Origin of the sequence: Burkholderia sp. AcTa6-5, from assembly GCF_017815075.1 — a bacterium.
GTDB classification, from domain to species: Bacteria; Pseudomonadota; Gammaproteobacteria; order Burkholderiales; family Burkholderiaceae; genus Burkholderia; species Burkholderia sola.
Map to the genome: position 1 here is coordinate 15,164 of NZ_JAGIQE010000027.1, position 18,855 is coordinate 34,018.

An 18,855-nucleotide genomic window follows, 5' to 3' on the forward strand; every position below is an offset into this window, starting at 1 on the left:
CCGCAGTACTATGTTTTAACACTGGCTCACGCGCCAACCCGACTCACACCGCGAGGTCACGTCACGCATGGAACTCCGGCATCTCCGCTACTTTCTGGCCGTCGCGGCCGCATCGAATTTCACGAAGGCCGCCGAAACGCTCGGCATCGGCCAGCCGCCATTGAGCCAGCAGATCAAGGCGCTGGAGAACGAGCTCGGCGTGGAGCTGTTCAAGCGGACCGCGCGCGGCGCCGAGTTGACGCTGGCGGGAGAGGTTTTCGCGGAAGAGGCGCGACGCGTGCTCGACGATGCCGAGCGCGCGGCACGGGCGGCGAGACGCGCCGCGCGCGGGGAAACCGGCCATTTGCGGGTTGGCTTCACCGGGACGGCCGCGTTCAATCCGAAGGTGTCGGATCTGATTCGCCGCTTTCGCGAGGCGTTTCCGGATGCGGAGCTGACGTTGCAGGAAGCGACGTCGGGTGTGCTGCTGGAGGCGCTGGAGGCCGGGCGCCTCGACGTCGCGATCGTGCGGCCCGAGCGCCGCGTGGCCGCGACGCTGCGGGTAGCCGACTGGGACGAGGAGCCGATGTTCGTCGCGCTGCCCGTCGCGCATCGGCTGGCGCAGCGCCGGCGCATCGAGCTGGCGGAGCTGGCCGACGAGTCGTTCGTGCAGGTGCCGCGCGCGGCCGGCGGCGCGCTGTTCGACGATATCGTCGCCGCGTGCAAGGCCGCCGGGTTCGAGCCGCGTATGGCGCAACCGGCGCCGCAGATCGCGTCCGCGGTGACGCTGGTGGCGGCGGGCCTCGGCGTGTCGGTCGTGCCGAAGGCAATTACGCAGGTGCAGGTTCCCGGGGTCGTATACCGGCCGTTCGCGGGCAACCGGTTTCGCGCGAGGCTGGCCATTGCGTCGCGCTGCGACGAGCCGTCCGCGGTGGTGCGGAATTTTCTGCTGCTCGCGTAGCGGGCAACAAAAAACCCGCGAAGCCATCTGCTGTCGCGGGTTTCTGAAATGCGGGAATGCGAGGAAAACGCATCTGGTGCCGACGGCGAGACTCGAACTCGCACAGCTTTCGCCACTACCCCCTCAAGATAGCGTGTCTACCAATTTCACCACGTCGGCACTGCAAGGGGCGCAATTCTAACGTCACATTTCGCATTTGTGAAGGGGGGGATGACAAGGTCGTGTAAGGGCACCTCGTCGATCCCGGTAGAATTCGTCCGATCGACCCGACGGGTCCCCGCAACCGCCCCCCGTTTTCTCCCCGTGACCCACACCCTCGAACAACTGCAGGCCGGCCAACTGTCGGGCGCGCGGCAACTGAAGCTCGCGTGCGGACTGACCGAATTCCCGCGCGAGATCTTCGAGCTGGCCGACACGCTCGAAGTGCTCGACCTGACCGGCAATGTGCTGTCCGCGTTGCCCGACGATCTGCCGCGGCTGCATCGCCTGCGCATCCTGTTCGCGTCGGGCAACCGCTTCACCGCGTTCCCCGACGTGCTCGGCGCGTGCGAACGACTCGACATGATCGGCTTCAAGGCGAACCGGATCCGCACGGTGCCGCGCGGCGCGCTGCCGCGTGCGCTGCGCTGGCTGATCCTGACCGACAACGCGATCGACGAACTGCCGGCCGACATCGGCGACTGCGCGCGGTTGCAGAAGCTCATGCTGGCCGGCAATCGGCTGCGGGCGCTGCCCGCGGAAATGGCCGCGTGCCGCGCGCTGGAGCTGGTGCGCCTGTCGGCGAACCGGCTGCCCACGTTGCCCGACTGGCTGCTGCGCCTGCCGCGTCTTGCGTGGCTCGCCGTGGCCGGCAACCCGTTCGGCGCGGCGCCGGAGGCCGCGGCGTCCGCCGGGCCGGACGTCGCGGAGATCGACTGGGCCGCGCTGTCATGTGAACGGAAACTGGGCGAGGGCGCGTCGGGTGTCATTTATCGCGCGCAATGGCGGGCGGACGGCCATCCGCCGCGGACGGTCGCGCTCAAGCTGTTCAAGGGCGCGGTGACGAGCGACGGCCTGCCCGATTGCGAAATGGCCGCATGCCTGCATGCCGGCCGCCACCCGTATCTGATCCCGGTGATCGGCAAGGTGCGCGGGCATCCGGACGGCACGCACGGCCTCGTGATGGAGCAGGTCGATCCCGCGCTGACGAACCTCGCCGGGCCACCGAGCTTCGCGTCCTGCACGCGCGACGTCTATGTCGCCGATACCAAATTCGATCCGGCGCACGCGTTGCGGATCGCGCACGGCATCGCGTCGGTCGCCGCCCATCTGCATGCGCGCGGCATCATGCATGGCGACCTGTATGCGCACAACGTCCTGCACGACGGCGCAGGCGGCGCGTTGCTCGGCGATTTCGGGGCGGCGTCGCTGTACGACGTGAACGAGCGCACGCGCGGCGCGAGGTTCGAGCGGCTCGAAGTGCGCGCGTTCGGCTATCTGCTCGGCGAATTGCTCGAGCGCTGCGAACCGCACGCCGGCGCGCTCGATGCGCTGGCGGCGGCGTGCATGAACGAGGACGTCGACGCGCGGCCGTCGTTCGACGAGATCACGGCCGCGCTGGCCGCTCGCATGGGCTGATGGGGGCGGCTTACGCCTGCCGCGCGGTCAGCAGCTTGATACCGAGCCCGACGAACAGCAACCCGCTCGCACGCTTGAGCGCGCGCACCGCGCGGCTCATGCCGACGCCGCGATGCAGGCAGCGCACGCCGGCCGAATAGACGCTGTGAACGACCACGACCGTGCACGCGATCGTCGCGTACATCACGACGAACTGCAGCGCGAGCGGGCGATCGTGCACGACGAACTGCGGCATGAACGCGGACAGGAAGATCATCGTCTTCGGATTGCTGCCCGACACGAACAGCGCTTCGCGGAACAGCTTCCGGCGATCGGGCACGGCGAGTTCCGCCGCGCCGCTCGATGCGACGCCGGCCTGGCGGTCGCCGCGCAACTGCCGGACCCCCAGAACCATCAGGTACGCTGCGCCGATCACCTTCATCGCGACGAACAGCGGCGGCATCGCCGCCAGCACCGCGCCGACGCCGAGCGCGACCAGCAGCACGACCACGCCCTGCGCGACGAGGTTGCCGGCGATCGTCGCGGCGGTGCCGTGCGCGCCGTAGCGCACCGTGTTGCGAATCACGAGCAGCACGTTGGGGCCCGGCGACAGCGTCGTGGCGAGATAGGCTGCGGCAAACAGCATCCAGGTCTGAACGGACATGCGGCGCTCCGAAAGGCGGTTCCGGCGGTCGGGATGAAGCGATGATCGCACGCCAATAATGGCGCGGGCCGCTACCGCCGGAACCGTGCGGTCGCCGCGCGTCAGCGCGCGTCGCGCATGCAGTACGCGGGAATCGACGGCGGCGTATCGATGGCGGCAGGCCGTGTCATCCACGCGATCCACGCGGCCCATAATCCGCAGGCGATCAGCACCGCGACGTTCAGCGGGGTCCGGTAGCGGACGATCAGGTCGGCCAGCGGCAGGCGGTTTTTCATGTGCCTCTCCTTCGGTCGTGAGGTCGGCGGCGTTACTGGCCGGCGTAGGTCGGCGCCTTCGCGTCGCAGGTCACGGACACGGTCGAGCCGTCCGCGAAGTGCAGCCGAAGCGGCACCTTCGCGCCGGGCGCGACGGCCTGGCGCGGTTCCTCCAGCATCACGTGATAGCTCTTCGGCTTGAACGTCAGCGTGCCGTGCGCCGGCACGACGACCGAGTCGACGTGCACCATCTTCGCGGTGCTGCCGCTCGTCTGCGTTTCATGCACCATCGCCATCCCGTAGGCGGGCGTGTCGATACCGGTCAGCGTCGCGGGCGCGTCGCCGCCGTTCTTCAGCGTGAAGTAGCCGGACGACGGCACCGTCGCCGGCATCGTGCGGATCCAGCACGCATCGGCCTGGATGGCGGGTGCGGCGAAGGTGGCGGACGCGTGCAGCGCCAGTGCCATGGGCAGGGCAGTCGGAAGAGGGCGTTTCATCATTTGTTCTCCTTATCGGGTGCGATGCCGACGGCATCGATGCGAATGCGGTCGGCATGGGGCGCCGATGCGCATCGCGTGCGTGACATGCGTTACTTCAACGTGAATACATAGCGGCCGTGCGTGCGATGGCCGTCGCTGGCCACCGCGATCCACGCGACGGTATAGGCGCCGGGCTTCAGGCTCGCCAGTGCGACGTGCATCCGCTTCCGGTTGCCGGCGTCGACGGCCGACTTCCCGTCGACGACCGATTGCCCTTGGCTGTCGGTCACGGCGATCGAGCTGAACGCGGGCTCGAGCGCTTCGCCGAAATCGATCGTGACTGCGTGCGGCGCGCTCGACAGCGTGGCGTTGGGCGCCGGGTCCTGCATTTTCGGGAGCGCGTGCGCATGCGCGGCGTGGAGGGCGACGAAGCCGAGTGCGGCGAGTGCGCCGCGAACGAAAGTAGCGGTTTTCATGGCTGGGTGTGCGAGTAACGAATCGGATGGAAAAAGACGGATTCGACGGACGGCTGCGCGAGCGGCATCGATGTCGGCGGCGCTTAGCGCGGACGTGCGAGGGCGCGCATTCGCATGCGGGCGAATGCAGGCACGGCAATCCGAACCGGTGGCGGCCAACCGCGCACCCGGCACGACGCCGCGCGCAGCAGGGTGAGACATGATCGTCCTTCGAAACGTGACATGTCGCGCACGCGGGCGGCGTGCGCGGGCGACGCGATGCACGACGGCATCACGCGCAATGGCGACGGATCAGGACGTGAACGGCGGCGCGCGCGGTTGCGCGGCCGTGAGCGGCAGCGCGCGGCGCAGGCTTTCGAAGCGGGTTGCCGCGCGATGCTCGATCGCGTGCACGCGGGCCGCGAACGTCAGTTCGGGAGCGGGCAGCGCGGGCGTATGGGCAAGCAGGCTGCAGTAGCCGCATGCCTGCAGATGGGCCTGCAGGCTTTTCGTCGACGCATCGGCGGAGCGGTCGCCGGCGGCCGGCGCGGCCGAACAGTAGCCGGCCAGCAGCGCGTCGATGCGCCCCTGCGTGGTCAGCGCCTGCGAGATTGTCGGCGCGAGCGCCGTCATCAGGATGGCGAACATCCCGATCAGACTGCCGATCTTCCGGAGGCGACGACTCAGCATGCGATGCACGGCGGCGGGTGGACTGACGATGCGGGCGATTATGCCACGCACGTCGGTTCGCCGGTCGGCACCCACCTGCGGCATCGCGGCGCGCTATGCGTGCAGCGCCAGATACTTCGCGATCAGTGTCATCTGCGCGGCCCAGCCCTGGTCGTTCATGTCGCGTGCCGTCGCGCGACGCGCTTCGATCAACTGGTCGAAACCCGTTTCGGTGACCGTGAGCAGCGTGCCGCCGGCTTGTGCCGCGAGCGTGAACGTGACGAGCGTCATCGGTTCCGACGCGTAATCGACATTCGGATCGATCGCGAACGGATGCCAGCGAAACGAGAACAGTTGCTTGGGTTCGATACGGTCGACGACGATTTCGAACACGGTGCCCGCATAGGGCTCCTGCGCCTTGGCGACGTCGTCGTCGACGCGGGTCGGCGTGATGCGACCGAACAGCGACTGGCCGGCCTCGAACGGGCCGTCGAACGACACGCCGAACCACTGGCCGAATTCGCCGGAGTTGCTGACGGCTGCCCACACGCGGTCGGGCGACGCGGCGAGCAGCGCCTGTTTTTCGATGCGATCGGTTTGCTGGACCATCATGTTCTCCATGCAGGATCGAGCGTTGCAGAACGACGCGCGCGGCCGCGCGCCGCGTCTAGTCGAGCATGGCTGCGTCGGGCACGTCGAGCACGAGGTCCGACGTCGCGACGGCCACGCACGGCAGCGTATAGCCGTCGGCTTTTTCGTCGCGGGAGAGCCCCGGCCATTCGATCGTGTAGCGTACGCTGCCGCTGACGATCCGGCAAAGGCAGCTTCGGCACGTGCCGTTGCGGCACGAGCGCGGCAGCGACACGCGTGCGAACGCGGCGGCTTCGAGCACGGTCAGCGTATCGGGTGCGTCGAAGCTTGCGCCGAGCGGCTCGATGCGCACGACGGGCGGATGTTCTGGATCGGTCATGAGTGAAGCGGGCGGCGGTTCGGCGGCAACGCGCCAAGCATACCCGAAGCCGCCGGCGGCCGACGGCCGCCAGCCGCGTGCGTCAGTGCCGCCGCAGATACCGGTACACGGTGTTGCGGGCGAGGCCGAGCTCGCGCGCGGCCGCCGATACGTTGCCGCCATGCCGCGCGAGCACCGCATCGATCATCGCGGCCTGGTGGCTGTGCAGCGTCGTGCCTTCGCGTTTGCCGACCGATGGGATCGATGCGACCGGTATGGCTGCCGCCGACGTAGTGGCCGCATCCTCGCAGTCGAGCCAGAAATCGTCGGGCAAATGCGCGAGCGTGATCTCGGCTTCGTCTTCGGCGAGCATGCCGGCCGTGCGTAGCACGTTGGTCATCTGCCGCAGGTTGCCGGGCCAGCGGTGGCGCGCGAACGCGTCGAGCACGTCGGCCGCGAGGCGGCGCGGCATCGGCTCGCTGCGCGCGAGCCGCGCGAGGATCCGCTCGACGAGCGCCGGCAGGTCGGTGCGTGCGGCGAGCGCCGGCAGCGTGACCGCGAGCCCGTTGATCCGGTAGAACAGATCCTCGCGGAACGTGCCGTCCGCGATCATCGCGCGCAGGTCGCGGTGGGTCGCGCATACCACGCGCACGTCGACCGGCACCGCGCGTGCGCCGCCGAGCGGCATCACCGCGCGTTCCTGCAGCACGCGCATCAGCCGAACCTGCTGCGCGAGCGGCATGTCGCCGATTTCGTCGAGAAACAGCGTGCCGCCGTCGGCCTGCGCGATCTTGCCGGGGCTGCCGCGCTTGCGCGCGCCGGTGAACGCGCCGTCCTCATAGCCGAACAGTTCGGCCTCGATCAGCGAATCGGGCAGCGCCGCGCAGTTGACCGCGACGAACGGGCCGTCCGCGCGCGGCGACGCCTGGTGCAGCGCGCGGGCGAGCCATTCCTTGCCGGTGCCGGTCTGGCCGAGGATCAGCAGCGGCAGGTCGCGCCCGCGGATCTTCGCGACGCGTTCGAGCACGGCGGCCATGCGCGCGTCGCCGGTGTCGAGCGTCGCGAACGTGATCGCATCGGGGTCCGGCGCCCGCACGCGTGCGGCCGGTGCCGACGGGGTGACGGCGACGGTCGTTTTCTGCGCTTCAGGGAATTCGCAGCGGGCGAGCACGCGCACGCCGGTCGACAGCGTGAGACGGAACGTGGCGCCCGGCGCGCGCGCGGCCTGCTGCGCGAGCTGGGCGAAGCGCATGCCGAACAACGCGTCGCTGGCCTGATGCTGCAGCGCGTCGAACGACGCGCCGAGCTGGAACTGGGCGCTGCGGTTCGCGGCGATCAGCCCGCCGTCGGGGCCGAACGCGACGAGCCCGGCGAACAGCGAATCGACGCAATCCTCGTGGGCGTGAAAGCGCAGCCGCAGCGCTTCGCCGCACTGGTTCGCGAACAGGTGGTTCTCGATCAGCTGCGCGGACATCCGCACGAGCGCGAGCGTATGCGGGCTGGAGCCGCGCGGGTCGCCGCTCACGTCCAGCGTGCCGAGCGTGCGGCCGAACGGATCGACGATCGGCGCGCACGCGCAGGTGAGGATGTGGTTCGCGCGCAGGAAGTGTTCGGCACCGTGCACGACGACGGCCTGGCCCGACGCGAGCGCGGTGCCGATCGCGTTGGTGCCGCGTGCGCCTTCGGCCCACGACACGCCGTTGCACAGCGCGACGCGGTTGGCTTTCTCGATGAAGTCGGCATCGCCGATGCTGTGCAGGATCACGCCGTCGGCGTCGGTCAGCAGCACGAGGCTTTGGGTCTCGGCGATCTGCGCATGGAGATCCTCCATCACCGGGCGGGCGTGCGAGAACAGCGTGTGGTTCGTGTCGAGCAGTTCGCGCAGCGCGACGCGCGACAGCGGCGCGAAATCGGGACGCTCGTGCGCGCGCAGGCCGACCGCGGTCGAACGCGCATGCGCCTGCGCGAGCAGGTCGGTACGCCCCGCGGTGGCGGGCAGCACGAAGGGTTGCGGCATGATGTGTCTCCTGTTCCCCGGAGCCGCCGGGGCCGACCGGATCGGAAGCGGCGGCGGAGTGCGTCTCCGCTCGCGGCGCACCATGGGGCGCGACAGCCGTTCGTCCGGGTACGCATCATCATACAAGCGCCACGTGCGATGCGCGACTGCCGATAAAATCCCCTTGCTTTCAAGCGCCCGCCTGCAATGATGGAAATGGAGCACGCACGCGCCGTGTTCCGCACTGCAACATGCATGCGACGCGACATGCATCCGTTCGGGAGACGCATCATGGTTCGGACGGAACTGAGAGTCGTGCTGGCGGCCATTGCCACCTTCATCATGCTGGGCGGCATTGCCGTGGCGATCCACGGATTGCTGTTCGATCTGACCGATGCGGTGAGATACGGGGCGGCCGCGATTGCGGTGGGCGTCACGACCGCCGCGATCGCGCTCAACATCTGGCCGACCGATCCGCACTGACGCCGTTTTCCGAAACGGTGCCGGATGCCGCGCAGATCAGACGAAATGCGCATCGGAACGACGCACACCGAAATTTTTGTGTCCCGCGCGAAACCGTCTAAAGTGGAATTCAACCGGCATGCAGCGACCGCGCCACACTCCGCGGTCGGGGCCTCCGCCGGCGAGCCCGCGTACATTTCGTCCGGCCGGTAGCGGACGACGGACGCGGTCATTCGTTTTCTACCGGTCGAGGCGGCTCCCATGCAGATCCATTTCACGAACGAGAAGCCGGAGTATTCGGGGCGTGACCTGATGCTGGGGTTCACGGCGCTGGTCAATGGCGAGCGGGTCCAATGCCAGATCACCGCCGAGGCGCTGGAAGACCACTTCGGCGCGGCATCGCCGCGCTTCGAGGACATGGTCGGCGCATTCGACCAGCACCGCGAGCGTATCGAGGCGGCCGCACGGCGCCTGCTGTCGGAAACGCGCGCGCAATGCGTGACGCTGCGCAGCGGCTACGTGCGTTTCTACGAGGCGAACTGGCGCTGACGGCACGACGCCCGTCTCGCGGCGCGCCCGGGCGCGGCGCACGCGAAGACGCCGCCTTTCACGCAATGCCGTTCGGTGGGGCCGGGCGGCATTTTCGTATGCGGGCGGCACCGGTCGACCGGGCGCACGCACGACGCAGCGCGGCGCGGCGCGGCGCGGCGCGGCGATTCTCGGGATCGCAGAAAAAATCGCGAGGAAACAGAAACGCCACCCGAGGTGGCGTTTTTTCATCATGCCGCGCTGCGATGCGCTTCGCTTACTCGCTGCCGAGATAGAAGAAGCGGAACAGGAACACGGCCGCGATGATCCACACGATCGGCTTGACCGTGCGCGCCTGGCCCGTCAGCAGCTTGAGGCCGCCGTATGCGATGAAGCCGAACGCGACGCCGTTCGCGATCGAGTACGTGAACGGCATCAGCAGCGCGGTCAGCGCGGCCGGCACGGCTTCCGTCGCATCGTCCCACGGTACTTCGACCATCTCGCGCAGCATCAGGCACGACACGTACAGCAGCGCCGGCGCCGTTGCGTAGGCCGGCACGACGCCGGCGAGCGGGGCGATGAACAGGCACGCGAGGAAGAGCACCGCGACGGTGATCGCCGTCACGCCCGTGCGGCCGCCGGCCTGCACGCCCGACGCGCTTTCGATATACGCGGTGGTCGACGACGTGCCGAGCACCGAGCCCGCGACGATTGCCGTGCTGTCGGCGAGCAGCGCCTTGTTCAGGCGGTTCATCTTGCCCTCGACGAGCAGGCCCGCGCGGTTCGCGACGCCCATCAGCGTACCCGTCGCATCGAACAGCTCGACGAGGAAGAACACGAGGATCACGTTGATGATGCCGGTCGACAGCGCGGCGCCGATGTCGAGCTTGAACAGCGTTGCATCGATCGACGGCGGCGCGGAGAACACGCCGTGGAACTGGTTGTCGCCGAAGAAGAACGACAGCACCGTGACGCCGATGATGCCGATCAGGATCGCGCCGCGCACGCGCAGGTGGTCGAGCGTGACGATCGTGAAGAAGCCGACGATCGCGAGGATCGTCGTGGGCTTGTGCAGATCGCCGAGCGTGACGAGCGTGGCCGGGTTGCCGACGATCACGCCCGACGTCTTCAGCGAGATGATGCCGAGGAACAGGCCGATACCGGCGGTGATCGAGATCCGCAGCGATTTCGGAATGCCGTTGACGATCGCCTCGCGCACGCGGAACAGCGTGACGAGCAGGAACAGGCAGCCGGAGATGAACACCGCGCCGAGCGCGGCCTGCCACGTGAAGCCCATCCCCTTGACGACCGTGTACGCGAAATACGCGTTCAGGCCCATGCCGGGCGCGCAGGCGATCGGGTAGTTCGCGTACAGCCCCATGATGATCGACGCCAGCGCCGCGACGAGGCAGGTCGCGACGAACACGGATTCCTTCGGCATGCCGGCATCGCCGAGGATCGCGGGGTTGACGAAGATGATGTAGGCCATCGTCAGGAACGTGGTGACGCCCGCGAGTATTTCGGTGCGGAAGTCGGTGCCGGCTTCAGCGAAGCCGAAATACCGCTTGATGGATTCCATGAAGGCGTTTCTCCGGTCGGATCGTGTTGATTGTTGTGCCGAATTGTTCTACAGGCAGCGCGCGGCGGGCTTAATGTAACCAGCCACTATTGCGCGGCTATCGGCGGATTGTAATAGCGCGGATAGCTCGGACGATATAGTTGGAGGGCACGATCGGTTGCCTGCGCGCGAACGGTCTGGCAGCCCGGCCGCGCGACGAAGGCGCGCATTTTACCGGTTCGCGCGGCGCGGACCGGCAGAAATGGCGGAAACGGGCGAAACGAAGGAAGCGGAAGCAGGAGGAATGCGGAAAACCGGCCGATGCGTGCGCAACGGCACGGCGGCCGCGTCGCGCATGGCGAGTGTGCGACGGCTTGCGACTGAAACCGCGCGCCCGCACGAGCGCGCGGCCGGTACGAATGCCCGGCAGCGGCGTGCAGCAGCCATTCGTCAGCCCAGGTGGCTGCAGATATCGGGCTATCCTGCGCCGAAGCCGTCCCGTCCGCAACTGTCATTTCGCGATGCGGGCGCGACTGTGGTTTCTGTGTAAAAGATTGCAAGACCCCATCGCATAAACCGGCAAGTCTTTCTAGGATAGATACACCGCGCATGCACACGCCGGCCGGTAATTGCCGACGCGGGGGAGTCGCAGTCCGTGCAGGCCAGGCGGTGAATGGCGGTCAAGGCCGTTGCGCGTTTGGGCAGGCACGGCCGGTCAGGCACGGCCGGTCAGGCGCGGCAGATTGCGATTGCCCGATGCGGGTTCGTCCGTAAATCACGGAGGTCAGCATGTTGAACTGGATCAGCCGTTGGGCGATGCGACACGCCCCCACGCCGGAAAAAACCGCTGCATCGATGCTCGTGACGGCGCGCATGGAACTGTTCGCAGCCGAACAGCGCGTCATCGATGCGAAATTACAAGCGGATTACTGGCGTACACGAGTGTCATTCCTCGAAGAGGTGCAGAAGCAGGGCATCGATCCGTGGGTGACCTCGCAGGCAGCGCAACGTCCCGACCTCGATTCCACTCCACGGAGCACGGGCCCGCGCCTCGCCGCCAGCACCTGATGCGCACACTGCATCCGGTCGTTGCGCACGGCGTGCGATCGCTCGCGGCACGCACTGGTGTGCCGCGGCATTCGATGCGCACCTGCGGCGTGCTGCGCCGCGGGTGCGTCCGTTTCCGGTCGCGGCCGTTCCGCGTCTCGCGTGCTTGACGGCACGTCGCTCATCCGCTGCTTCTCCCTATCCCGACGAGCAAACGTTGCACTTGCGCGAGCGCGCGCCTGAAGCGCTCGCCGCGGCGCACGTACGCGGTCGTGATCGTCGCTTCGGCCGATCGGTCGGCGTCGGTGCCGATCCAGATGCGCTCGCCGCGCGCGATGCGCAGCACGTCGCCGGGCCGCACCCAGTCGTCGTCGACGCTCGGCGGGCGCGTGACCCACAGCGCCGCGCCATGCGCGCGGAGCTCCGCATCCTGCGGCGCGCGCCAGGTCATCGTCGTGCGCGGCGCGATCGCGAAACGGATCACGACAGTCGGTAGTGCGATCGTGCCGGTGCGGCGCCGATCGGGACGATCAAACAGCTGGCTTGCCTGGTCCATCGTCTTCTCCATTCAGTGAGCCGGACGGATGACGCGCACCAGAACAAAAAGGCCTCATCCGTTTCCGGCGAGGCCTTGTGTGACATGCGGTACTGCTCGATTGCTAACGCACAAGCGCCTCCCGTGAATCATTCTTTCGAATGTTCATCGAGCAATGAATCGCGACGGCGATGAGCTTGAACGTAGGCATGCGATCGATTTTGTTGTCGGGCCGCAGTGTTGTCAACGACTATTTTCGGGAGAGGCGCGGGCGATACGTTGCCGCGCGCGTGCTGCGTTTCACGAGGTCGCTGCGCGCGCGGATCGAGCGCGCAGCGATGCACGATGCGTCGCTCGGGACATCATCGACATCGTTCGCCCAGCATGATGCGCAACTGCGCGAGCGCGCGCGCAAGCCACGCGTCGCGCTTCATCACGTACACGGTCGTGATCGAGGCTGCGGCGGGCCGCTCGGCGTCGGTGCTGATCCAGATGCGATCGCCGCGCTGCACGCGCAGCACGTCGCCGGTTCGAATCCAGTAATCGTCGACGCTGCCCAGCCGCGTGATCCACAGCGTCGCATCGTGCACACGGATCTCGGCGTCGTGCCGGGCACGCCACGCCAGCGTCCTGCGCGGCGCGACCGTGAAATGCAGCTCGACGCTCGGCAATGCGATTGCGTCGGTGCGGCACCGATCGCGACAAACAACCAGCCGGCTTGCTTGGTCGATCGTCATCTCCATCCGTTGAGCCGGGCGGGATGACGCGCACCAAAACAAAAGGCCTCATCCGTTTCCGGCGAGGCCTCGTGACATGCGCAACTGAATCTCGATGCTAACGCACAAGCGCCCCCGGTGATCGCCACGCATGGGCGTTCACTCGTGTTTTATGCGCGATGGCGTTGGGCTTGAGCATAGGCATGCGAACGAGTGTGTCGTGGCAGCGCGGCGCTGTCAACGGCAATTTCGAGATACGTGGCGGTTACGCGTCGCGTTGTGCAAGGCCGTTCACGAGCAGCTCGGACAGCAGGCCCGTCATCGATGCGAAATTACAGGCGGATTACTGGCGCACACGGGTGTCATTTCTCGAGGAGGTGCAAAAGCAAGGCATCGACCCGTGGGCGATTTCGCAGGCGGCGCAACGCCCCGACCTCGATTCCACTCCTCGGAGCACCGGCCCGCGTCTCGCCGCCAGCACCTGATGCGCGCATTTCTTCGAGCAGGTTCAGTCGTTCAGCAACGTTTCGATGGCGGGTGCGGAAACCGCACCGGACATCATGCGGCCGTTCGCGTTGAACAGCGTCGGCGTGCCGCGCAGGCCCAACGCAAGGCCGAGCGAGCGGATCTGCGCGAGCGGTGCGGCACACGTGCCGGCGGCAGGTTGCGCGTTGTCGATCATCCACGCTTTCCACGCCGCATTCCGGTCATTCGCGCACCAGACGCCACGCGCATGCACGGCGGCCTGCGGATGGAGTCCCTCGAGCGGATAGAGGAAGGTTTGAATGGTGACGTTGTCGATCCGTTCAAGCGTGCGCTCCAGTCTTTTGCAATGGGAACAATCCGGATCGGAGAAGACATAGAGCGTGCGCTTGCCGTTGCCGCGAACCGTCTTGATCGCGTGGTCGCGCGCCATCGACGCGAGAACCCGGCCGGTGTCGCGCTCCGCAATGCGGGTGCCGGAGGGCAGCGCGATCGCGCCGGAAGACGCCGCAGGCGCGCCGTGACTTGCCGGTGCGGGCGCCGCGTTCAGGATGGAGGGGAGGCTTGCGAGCAGGCTCGCAAGCACGGTCAACTGGAGCAGTGTTCGTTTGGTCATATTGATACGGTATGCGAATAATGTGGAAGGTCCGCACACCAGATGACAAACGAGTGCGAGCCCGGTTCAGTGCATGCCGTGAACGAGTCGGCGATGCCCGGGCGACCGGGCATCGTGCCGGCTTGCTCGGGCAACGCGCGCGGCGCTCAGCGGCTGGCTGTTTCCTCCGTGCTCGCCTGGTCGCTGGTCTGTTGCTGGGCAGCGGGCGCGTCGTGGTCAGGATCGTCGCAGGCCACGGCGTTGCCGCTGACGGCGAATGCTGCGGCGAGAGCAAGTATCACTCGGGATGCGTTCATCAGATAATCTCCGGTTTCGATGGGTGGGAACGCCTTTTGGGGTGACACAAGGCGTTCGGGATTCGTATTGTGTCCACGCGGCATCGATGCGACCAACTTCCTGAAAAGAATCTCAATACGCGAGTGCTTTCGGTCCCTTGTTCCCGCTGGCGCGCAAGCTCGAAAAAAAGGCCTCGGCCGTTTCCGGCGAGGCCTTGTGCGAGGGGCGGCGGTACTGATCGGCGCGCTCACGCACCAGCGCCACCGATGACGCGCCGATTCGTGCATGTGCCCGGCGATGGAGCGCGATGGCGATGAGCGCGAACACCGGCACGCGAGCGAGCGCGTCGCCGCGCAGCGGCGGCGTCAACGACAGTTTTCGATGCGGGCGCGGGTTACGCGTCGCGTTGCGCGAGGCCGTTCACGAGCAGCTCGGACAGCAGGCCCGTCATCCCTGCCGGGTGCGTGGCCGCGCGGGCCTTCAGTTGTTCGACCAGCTCGGCGTTGAGCTTGCACGCGAACGGCACGAGGCCCTGTTCCTGGTCGAGCTTGCGCTGCGCGCGACGGTCCAGCTTGGCCGCTTCGTCGGCGCCCTTGCCGAAACGCGCGGAGCTCGACTGTTTCATCGCATGCGTCAGCTTGAGCGCCTTGTTCTTTTCGAGATCGGTTTTCTTCATGGCCATCGCGGCACCTCCGGGAAATTGAAGCCGCGATTGTACGCATTTCGGCGGGCGCCGCCCCCGAACCGGCCGGAAGCCCGCTTATGCGCCTTTCGTCGTGCCCCAGTTGCCGCCGTGCGCGGCCGCCTGCGCGGCCGGCGAGCGCGCGAGGTACGCGAGCGCCTGCTCGGTCGAGCCTTCGCGGTGCGGCGTATAGCCCGGCTTGAAATAGCGCAGCGCCGCGCCGATCACCTTCCAGAACGACGGCAGGTGCCCGCGCCGCGAACCCTGCCACCACGCGAGCACGAAGCCCGGGTAGCGGCCGGCGTCCGGGTCGCGCCGGTACATGAATTTCGCCCCGGTCGTGATGTAGTAGAGCAGCAGCAGGATCACGAACGCCATGTGCACGCAGCGCTCCGGATAGGTGCCGCCGAGGTGCCGGTAGATGTCGAACGCGACGGTGCGGTGCTCGACTTCCTCGGCACCGTGCCAGCGCAGCAGGTCGACCATCGTCGGGTCCGCACGGCCTTCGTCGAGCCCGTGCGCGTTCAGCACCCAGTTGCCGAGATAGCCGAAGAAATGCTCGAGCGACGCGATCACCGCGAGTTGTTGCCGCAGCCAGAAGCGCGTATGGCCGATCTTCAGCCCGAGCGGGGCTTCGCCGAGCACGCGCGTGAACAGCCGGTTGAGCTTCTGCGTGAACGGCTTCGTGTCGATGCCGTGGCGGTCGTAGTAGTGCTTCAGTACGCCGCCGTGCGAGCGCGAATGCACGGCTTCCTGCCGCAGGAAGCCTTCGGCTTCGTCGCGCAGGCGTGCATCGGCGATCAGCGGCAGCGCCTTGTTGTACACGCGGCAGAACCACAGCTCGCCTTCCGGGAACAGCAGGTTCAGCGTGTTGATGATGTGCGTGCTGCCCGGATCGTTCGGCACCCAGGTGACCGGCGTGTCGCTGAAGTCGAACTTCACGTGCCGGGCCTTGATCTTGTGATAGTCGGCGGTATCGGTCATGTTGTCCCCCTGTCCTTGTGCGGCGTCGTGCGCCGTCAATGCGATGCCATGCTGATGCGCGCGATCATCCGGCCCAGCCACGGCATGAAGCGGCCGACGAAGCGCAGCGCGTGCGCTTCGCCGCCGACCGCGACGACGGGGCGGTTGCGCAGCACGCCGTCGACCATCGCCTGCGCGACAGTTTCGGGTTTCAGGCCGCGCATCTGGTACAGCCTGGTCGCGCGCTTGCGCAGCCGCGCTTCGTCCTGCGCGTCGGCGCCCGCGTAGTGCGTCGACGCCATGATTCCCGTCTCCGCGAAACCGGGGCACACGGCCGTCACGCCGATGCCTTTGTCCGCGAGCTCCGCGCGCATGCATTCGCTGAGCATCAGCACCGCGGCCTTCGTCGTCGCATACGCGGGCAGGTCGCGCGACGGCCCGAACGCGGCGGCCGATGCGGTATTGACGATGTGCCCGCCGGTGCCGCGCGCGGCCATCTGCTGCGCGAACAACCGCGAGCCGTGGATCACGCCCCACAGATTCACGTGCAGGATGCGCTCCCAGTGCCGCGTGCTCGTGTCGAGGATGCCGCCGGCCATGCCGATGCCCGCGTTGTTGATCACGACGTCCGCGCCGCCGAGTTCGCTGCCGACCCATGCCGCGAGCGTTTCCATTTCGTCGGCGGACCCGACGTCGACGCGCTTCGCATGCGCGTGCGCGCCGGTCAGCCCGATGAGCAGCGCGGTGCGTTCGGCGCTCGCGAAATCGATGTCGCATGCGACGACCGTCGCGCCTTCGCGGGCGAAGGCCAGCGCCGCGCAGCGGCCGATCCCGCTGCCCGCGCCGGTGACGACCGCGACCTTGCCGCCGAAGCGCCCGCTGGTGGCGCGGCGGCGCGCGTTCGCGAGCGCGGGCGGTTCGTTGCCGGATTCGACCGCGTCGATCAATTGCCCGGCGAGATCCGCGAAGCGCGCGGGATCGGCGAGCGGCAGCCAGTGGCCGGCCGCGACTTCGCGGCGGTAGTACTGCGGCACCCAGCGCGACAGGTTTTCGGACAGCGCGGGGCTCACGTATTTGTCGCCGAGCGGCACGATCGTCTGCACCGGTGCGTGCGCATAGCGTTCGCGCGGCGCGAACAGGCAGCGGATGAAGTTCGCGCGATACAGGCGCACGCCGCGCGCGCCGTCGTCGGCCTGGGTCGGGCGCGGCGCGACAGGCGTTTTCTCGAGCCGGCGCAGCAGGCCCGGCCACGCGCGGCCCAGCCACAGCCGCCAGCCGAGTTCGGGAAGAAACGGCAGGTGGAACAGATACACGTACCACGAGCGCACGAGCTGGCCGCCGAGCCTGGCGAGCGATGCGGGCGTCGGGTGCAGCACGCGTTCGCGCAGCCAGAAGCCGACGTGGTCGAGGCACGGCCCCGAGCACGACGTATACGACGCGATACGGCCGGCCAGGCGCGGATCGGTGACGAATTCCCAGCCCTGGATCGACCCCCAGTCGTGTGCGACCAGGTGCACGGCCCGGCCGGGGCAGAGCGCATCGATCACCGCGACGAAATCGTCGGTCAGCTTCGCGAGATGGTAGTCGGCCGTGCGCGTCGGCACGCCGGACAGGCCCGCGCCGCGCACGTCGTACGCGATCACGTAGTGTCGGCGCGCGAGCAGCGGCGCGACGTGCTGCCAGACGCTGCTGTCGTCGGGATAGCCGTGCACGAGCACGACCGGCGAGCGGGCCGGGTCGCCCCAGGTCCGGACCGCGAGCGTCAGGTCGCCGGAGGCGACCGCCGTTTCGCCGTGAACCGATTCGAACAGGGCCAGCGGCGCTTCGTCGGAAAGAGGCTGCATCGTGTGTCCGTCGTTCAGGGAGTCGAGGGAGAGGTGCGGGCGCGTCAGGCGGCGGCCGGAACGTTCGCCGCGGCCTGCGCGCGTTCAGCCTGGCGGCGCTGCCAGCGGCGCACGTGCGGCAGGTCGTCGTCGAGCCAGTACGCGTCGTCGTCGGTGATCACGAGCAGTTCCTCGAATTTCGCGCCGACGCCGGCGAAGCCGAGATGCGGCTCGACGGCCCACAGGCCCGGCACCGGCGCATGCTCGGAGCGGCGGTCGATCGACCACAGCGGCGACCAGCCCTGCCGTTTCGCCGCGCGGCCCTGGTCGAGCAGCAGGTTGCGCGTCGCATTCAGCCCGAAGCGCGCGACGAAGCGCGGCTTCGACAGCTTGTGGATCTTCGCGACGCGATGCGCGAGCACTTTGAACGGATAGGCCTTGTGGCGCGGCTCGACGCCCTGGCGGCGGCACAGCGCGTCGACTTCCTGTGCGACTTCCGCCATTGGCCGGCGCGCCTTCACGAGCCGCACGATCAGGTCGCGATGGTCCATCAGGTCGCCCTGCAACTGCTCGAGGATCGGGTTGCGGCCGAGACAGTGCGCGTAGCCGACGTCGGCGACGATGCCGTCGAGCACCGGCGCGACGTCGAGGATTACCGGCATGTCGGTTTCGAGCTGGCGGTTGCTCGGGAAGAACGCGAGATTGAAGCCTCCCATGTGCTTGAGGCCGGAGAAGCCGTCGAACGCGGTGCGGTCGCCGAACCATGCGAACGGCTTATGCAGCCAGTCGTGCACGCCGTGATCCTGCAGCCATTCGGTCAGCAGGCGCGCGGCTTCCTTTTCGGTGATGCCCGGATAGAGCATCGCGCCGACGGTCTCGACGCAGCGGTAGGCAAGCTGCTGAACCGCGCGGAATTGCGGCAGTTCGTCGAGGTGGACTTCCGGCAGCGGATGGTGGGCGGTCATGATGCGTCTCCATGTGTCGGCCCGCGTTTGCGTCTCGGCGCGACGCGGGTCCAGTGCGAGGCTGGGGCGCTGATCCGGAACGCCTCCGCCGATGATCCCGAGCGGATTATTCAGTCAGCACTTAATGTGCCATTGTTCGATGTAAAAATCATAGCCGGTTTGGTCTCATACGCCAGCCCTTGGGGATGAGGGCTTCTCC

24 protein-coding genes and 1 tRNA gene are annotated in these 18,855 nt (G+C 67.8%); 6 read left to right on the forward strand and 19 right to left on the reverse strand.

Annotated features, from left to right (window positions below; all coding sequences use genetic code 11):
* Positions 1-67: 67 nt before the first annotated feature.
* A complete protein-coding gene (locus J8I33_RS28260; protein ID WP_050012372.1) occupies positions 68-940 on the forward strand; it encodes a LysR family transcriptional regulator in 873 nt (290 codons plus the stop codon).
* A 74-nt stretch (positions 941-1,014) separates the two neighbouring features.
* Here the strand turns inward: J8I33_RS28260 and J8I33_RS28265 are convergent.
* A tRNA-Leu gene (locus tag J8I33_RS28265) sits at positions 1,015-1,099 on the reverse strand.
* Between the two features lie 144 nt (positions 1,100-1,243).
* Here J8I33_RS28265 and J8I33_RS28270 point away from each other — a divergent pair.
* Positions 1,244-2,557, forward strand: a complete 1,314-nt coding sequence (locus tag J8I33_RS28270) for a leucine-rich repeat-containing protein kinase family protein (protein ID WP_209939526.1) — start codon at positions 1,244-1,246, stop codon at positions 2,555-2,557.
* A gap of 10 nt (positions 2,558-2,567) precedes the next feature.
* On the opposite strand, the gene J8I33_RS28275 is transcribed toward J8I33_RS28270, so the two are convergent.
* The 8 genes from J8I33_RS28275 to J8I33_RS28310 all read right to left on the reverse strand — a co-directional run bounded on the left by J8I33_RS28275 (position 2,568) and on the right by J8I33_RS28310 (position 8,023).
* Positions 2,568-3,200 (reverse strand): LysE family translocator, encoded by a 633-nt coding sequence (locus tag J8I33_RS28275; RefSeq protein WP_209939527.1) that lies wholly within the window; start codon positions 3,198-3,200, stop codon positions 2,568-2,570.
* A gap of 101 nt (positions 3,201-3,301) precedes the next feature.
* The gene (locus tag J8I33_RS28280; RefSeq protein WP_165948044.1) at positions 3,302-3,475 is read right to left on the reverse strand and encodes a hypothetical protein; all 174 of its coding nucleotides are present in this window, start codon (positions 3,473-3,475) and stop codon (positions 3,302-3,304) included.
* A 32-nt stretch (positions 3,476-3,507) separates the two neighbouring features.
* A complete protein-coding gene (locus tag J8I33_RS28285; RefSeq protein ID WP_209939528.1) occupies positions 3,508-3,951 on the reverse strand; it encodes a copper chaperone PCu(A)C in 444 nt (147 codons plus the stop codon).
* A gap of 92 nt (positions 3,952-4,043) precedes the next feature.
* Positions 4,044-4,409: a copper resistance CopC family protein gene (locus tag J8I33_RS28290; protein ID WP_124639159.1), complete on the reverse strand. Its 366-nt coding sequence runs from the start codon at positions 4,407-4,409 to the stop codon at positions 4,044-4,046.
* A gap of 291 nt (positions 4,410-4,700) precedes the next feature.
* Entirely contained in the window at positions 4,701-5,078 is a 378-nt protein-coding gene (locus tag J8I33_RS28295; protein WP_124594976.1) for a DUF2946 domain-containing protein, read from the reverse strand.
* Positions 5,079-5,171: 93 nt separating this feature from the next.
* Entirely contained in the window at positions 5,172-5,666 is a 495-nt protein-coding gene (locus J8I33_RS28300) for an SRPBCC family protein (RefSeq protein WP_209939529.1), read from the reverse strand.
* A 58-nt stretch (positions 5,667-5,724) separates the two neighbouring features.
* Positions 5,725-6,027, reverse strand: a complete 303-nt coding sequence (locus tag J8I33_RS28305) for a 2Fe-2S iron-sulfur cluster-binding protein (RefSeq protein ID WP_050012376.1) — start codon at positions 6,025-6,027, stop codon at positions 5,725-5,727.
* Between the two features lie 82 nt (positions 6,028-6,109).
* A complete protein-coding gene (locus J8I33_RS28310; protein ID WP_209927115.1) occupies positions 6,110-8,023 on the reverse strand; it encodes a sigma-54-dependent Fis family transcriptional regulator in 1,914 nt (637 codons plus the stop codon).
* 186 nt (positions 8,024-8,209) lie between these two features.
* Between J8I33_RS28310 and J8I33_RS28315 the strand changes: the two genes are divergently transcribed.
* Complete coding sequence (locus J8I33_RS28315) at positions 8,210-8,485, forward strand: DUF2964 family protein (protein ID WP_235356163.1); 276 nt, start codon at positions 8,210-8,212, stop codon at positions 8,483-8,485.
* Positions 8,486-8,725: 240 nt separating this feature from the next.
* On the forward strand, positions 8,726-9,013 hold the full coding sequence (locus J8I33_RS28320) for a DUF1488 domain-containing protein (protein ID WP_006486743.1): 288 nt from the start codon (positions 8,726-8,728) through the stop codon (positions 9,011-9,013).
* Positions 9,014-9,269: 256 nt separating this feature from the next.
* Here J8I33_RS28320 and J8I33_RS28325 read toward each other — a convergent pair whose 3' ends face one another.
* On the reverse strand, positions 9,270-10,571 hold the full coding sequence (locus tag J8I33_RS28325) for an NCS2 family permease (RefSeq protein WP_050012378.1): 1,302 nt from the start codon (positions 10,569-10,571) through the stop codon (positions 9,270-9,272).
* A 768-nt stretch (positions 10,572-11,339) separates the two neighbouring features.
* On the opposite strand from J8I33_RS28325, the gene J8I33_RS28330 reads away from it, so the two are divergent.
* On the forward strand, positions 11,340-11,618 hold the full coding sequence (locus tag J8I33_RS28330) for a hypothetical protein (RefSeq protein ID WP_006480752.1): 279 nt from the start codon (positions 11,340-11,342) through the stop codon (positions 11,616-11,618).
* Between the two features lie 160 nt (positions 11,619-11,778).
* Here J8I33_RS28330 and J8I33_RS28335 read toward each other — a convergent pair whose 3' ends face one another.
* Positions 11,779-12,153 carry a DUF2917 domain-containing protein gene (locus J8I33_RS28335; RefSeq protein ID WP_050012379.1) on the reverse strand — a complete coding sequence of 125 codons (375 nt, stop codon included), beginning with the start codon at positions 12,151-12,153 and terminating at the stop codon, positions 11,779-11,781.
* A gap of 341 nt (positions 12,154-12,494) precedes the next feature.
* Entirely contained in the window at positions 12,495-12,875 is a 381-nt protein-coding gene (locus tag J8I33_RS28340) for a DUF2917 domain-containing protein (protein ID WP_209939530.1), read from the reverse strand.
* Between the two features lie 176 nt (positions 12,876-13,051).
* Here J8I33_RS28340 and J8I33_RS28345 point away from each other — a divergent pair, with 176 nt between their 5' ends.
* On the forward strand, positions 13,052-13,333 hold the full coding sequence (locus J8I33_RS28345; RefSeq protein ID WP_124594979.1) for a hypothetical protein: 282 nt from the start codon (positions 13,052-13,054) through the stop codon (positions 13,331-13,333).
* Positions 13,334-13,356: 23 nt separating this feature from the next.
* Here J8I33_RS28345 and J8I33_RS28350 read toward each other — a convergent pair whose 3' ends face one another.
* The 7 genes from J8I33_RS28350 to J8I33_RS28380 all read right to left on the reverse strand — a co-directional run bounded on the left by J8I33_RS28350 (position 13,357) and on the right by J8I33_RS28380 (position 18,656).
* On the reverse strand, positions 13,357-13,947 hold the full coding sequence (locus J8I33_RS28350) for a DsbC family protein (protein WP_209927426.1): 591 nt from the start codon (positions 13,945-13,947) through the stop codon (positions 13,357-13,359).
* A 146-nt stretch (positions 13,948-14,093) separates the two neighbouring features.
* Positions 14,094-14,243: a hypothetical protein gene (locus J8I33_RS28355; RefSeq protein ID WP_209939531.1), complete on the reverse strand. Its 150-nt coding sequence runs from the start codon at positions 14,241-14,243 to the stop codon at positions 14,094-14,096.
* Between the two features lie 112 nt (positions 14,244-14,355).
* Positions 14,356-14,592 (reverse strand): hypothetical protein, encoded by a 237-nt coding sequence (locus tag J8I33_RS28360; RefSeq protein ID WP_124594981.1) that lies wholly within the window; start codon positions 14,590-14,592, stop codon positions 14,356-14,358.
* A 25-nt stretch (positions 14,593-14,617) separates the two neighbouring features.
* A complete protein-coding gene (locus tag J8I33_RS28365; RefSeq protein WP_050012383.1) occupies positions 14,618-14,905 on the reverse strand; it encodes a hypothetical protein in 288 nt (95 codons plus the stop codon).
* 78 nt (positions 14,906-14,983) lie between these two features.
* Positions 14,984-15,889 carry a metal-dependent hydrolase gene (locus tag J8I33_RS28370; protein ID WP_050012384.1) on the reverse strand — a complete coding sequence of 302 codons (906 nt, stop codon included), beginning with the start codon at positions 15,887-15,889 and terminating at the stop codon, positions 14,984-14,986.
* 35 nt (positions 15,890-15,924) lie between these two features.
* Complete coding sequence (locus tag J8I33_RS28375; RefSeq protein ID WP_209939532.1) at positions 15,925-17,712, reverse strand: SDR family oxidoreductase; 1,788 nt, start codon at positions 17,710-17,712, stop codon at positions 15,925-15,927.
* A 44-nt stretch (positions 17,713-17,756) separates the two neighbouring features.
* Positions 17,757-18,656 carry a M24 family metallopeptidase gene (locus J8I33_RS28380; RefSeq protein ID WP_209939533.1) on the reverse strand — a complete coding sequence of 300 codons (900 nt, stop codon included), beginning with the start codon at positions 18,654-18,656 and terminating at the stop codon, positions 17,757-17,759.
* Between the last annotated feature and the right edge of the window lie 199 nt (positions 18,657-18,855).

Excerpts from the sequence above, each read along its gene's own strand:
- J8I33_RS28365 (WP_050012383.1), bottom strand. The coding sequence starts at position 14,905 with ATGGCCATGAAGAAAACCGATCTCGAAAAGAACAAGGCGCTCAAGCTG.
- J8I33_RS28285 (WP_209939528.1), bottom strand. The coding sequence starts at position 3,951 with ATGAAACGCCCTCTTCCGACTGCCCTGCCCATGGCACTGGCGCTGCAC.
- J8I33_RS28305 (WP_050012376.1), bottom strand. The coding sequence starts at position 6,027 with ATGACCGATCCAGAACATCCGCCCGTCGTGCGCATCGAGCCGCTCGGC.
- J8I33_RS28300 (WP_209939529.1), bottom strand. The coding sequence starts at position 5,666 with ATGGTCCAGCAAACCGATCGCATCGAAAAACAGGCGCTGCTCGCCGCG.
- J8I33_RS28315 (WP_235356163.1), top strand. The coding sequence starts at position 8,210 with ATGATGGAAATGGAGCACGCACGCGCCGTGTTCCGCACTGCAACATGC.
- J8I33_RS28375 (WP_209939532.1), bottom strand. The coding sequence starts at position 17,712 with ATGCAGCCTCTTTCCGACGAAGCGCCGCTGGCCCTGTTCGAATCGGTT.
- J8I33_RS28290 (WP_124639159.1), bottom strand. The coding sequence starts at position 4,409 with ATGAAAACCGCTACTTTCGTTCGCGGCGCACTCGCCGCACTCGGCTTC.
- J8I33_RS28345 (WP_124594979.1), top strand. The coding sequence starts at position 13,052 with ATGCGAACGAGTGTGTCGTGGCAGCGCGGCGCTGTCAACGGCAATTTC.
- J8I33_RS28380 (WP_209939533.1), bottom strand. The coding sequence starts at position 18,656 with ATGACCGCCCACCATCCGCTGCCGGAAGTCCACCTCGACGAACTGCCG.
- J8I33_RS28350 (WP_209927426.1), bottom strand. The coding sequence starts at position 13,947 with ATGACCAAACGAACACTGCTCCAGTTGACCGTGCTTGCGAGCCTGCTC.
- J8I33_RS28370 (WP_050012384.1), bottom strand. The coding sequence starts at position 15,889 with ATGACCGATACCGCCGACTATCACAAGATCAAGGCCCGGCACGTGAAG.
- J8I33_RS28335 (WP_050012379.1), bottom strand. The coding sequence starts at position 12,153 with ATGGACCAGGCAAGCCAGCTGTTTGATCGTCCCGATCGGCGCCGCACC.
- J8I33_RS28310 (WP_209927115.1), bottom strand. The coding sequence starts at position 8,023 with ATGCCGCAACCCTTCGTGCTGCCCGCCACCGCGGGGCGTACCGACCTG.
- J8I33_RS28320 (WP_006486743.1), top strand. The coding sequence starts at position 8,726 with ATGCAGATCCATTTCACGAACGAGAAGCCGGAGTATTCGGGGCGTGAC.
- J8I33_RS28280 (WP_165948044.1), bottom strand. The coding sequence starts at position 3,475 with ATGAAAAACCGCCTGCCGCTGGCCGACCTGATCGTCCGCTACCGGACC.
- J8I33_RS28340 (WP_209939530.1), bottom strand. The coding sequence starts at position 12,875 with ATGGAGATGACGATCGACCAAGCAAGCCGGCTGGTTGTTTGTCGCGAT.
- J8I33_RS28325 (WP_050012378.1), bottom strand. The coding sequence starts at position 10,571 with ATGGAATCCATCAAGCGGTATTTCGGCTTCGCTGAAGCCGGCACCGAC.
- J8I33_RS28295 (WP_124594976.1), bottom strand. The coding sequence starts at position 5,078 with ATGCTGAGTCGTCGCCTCCGGAAGATCGGCAGTCTGATCGGGATGTTC.
- J8I33_RS28275 (WP_209939527.1), bottom strand. The coding sequence starts at position 3,200 with ATGTCCGTTCAGACCTGGATGCTGTTTGCCGCAGCCTATCTCGCCACG.
- J8I33_RS28260 (WP_050012372.1), top strand. The coding sequence starts at position 68 with ATGGAACTCCGGCATCTCCGCTACTTTCTGGCCGTCGCGGCCGCATCG.
- J8I33_RS28355 (WP_209939531.1), bottom strand. The coding sequence starts at position 14,243 with ATGAACGCATCCCGAGTGATACTTGCTCTCGCCGCAGCATTCGCCGTC.
- J8I33_RS28330 (WP_006480752.1), top strand. The coding sequence starts at position 11,340 with ATGTTGAACTGGATCAGCCGTTGGGCGATGCGACACGCCCCCACGCCG.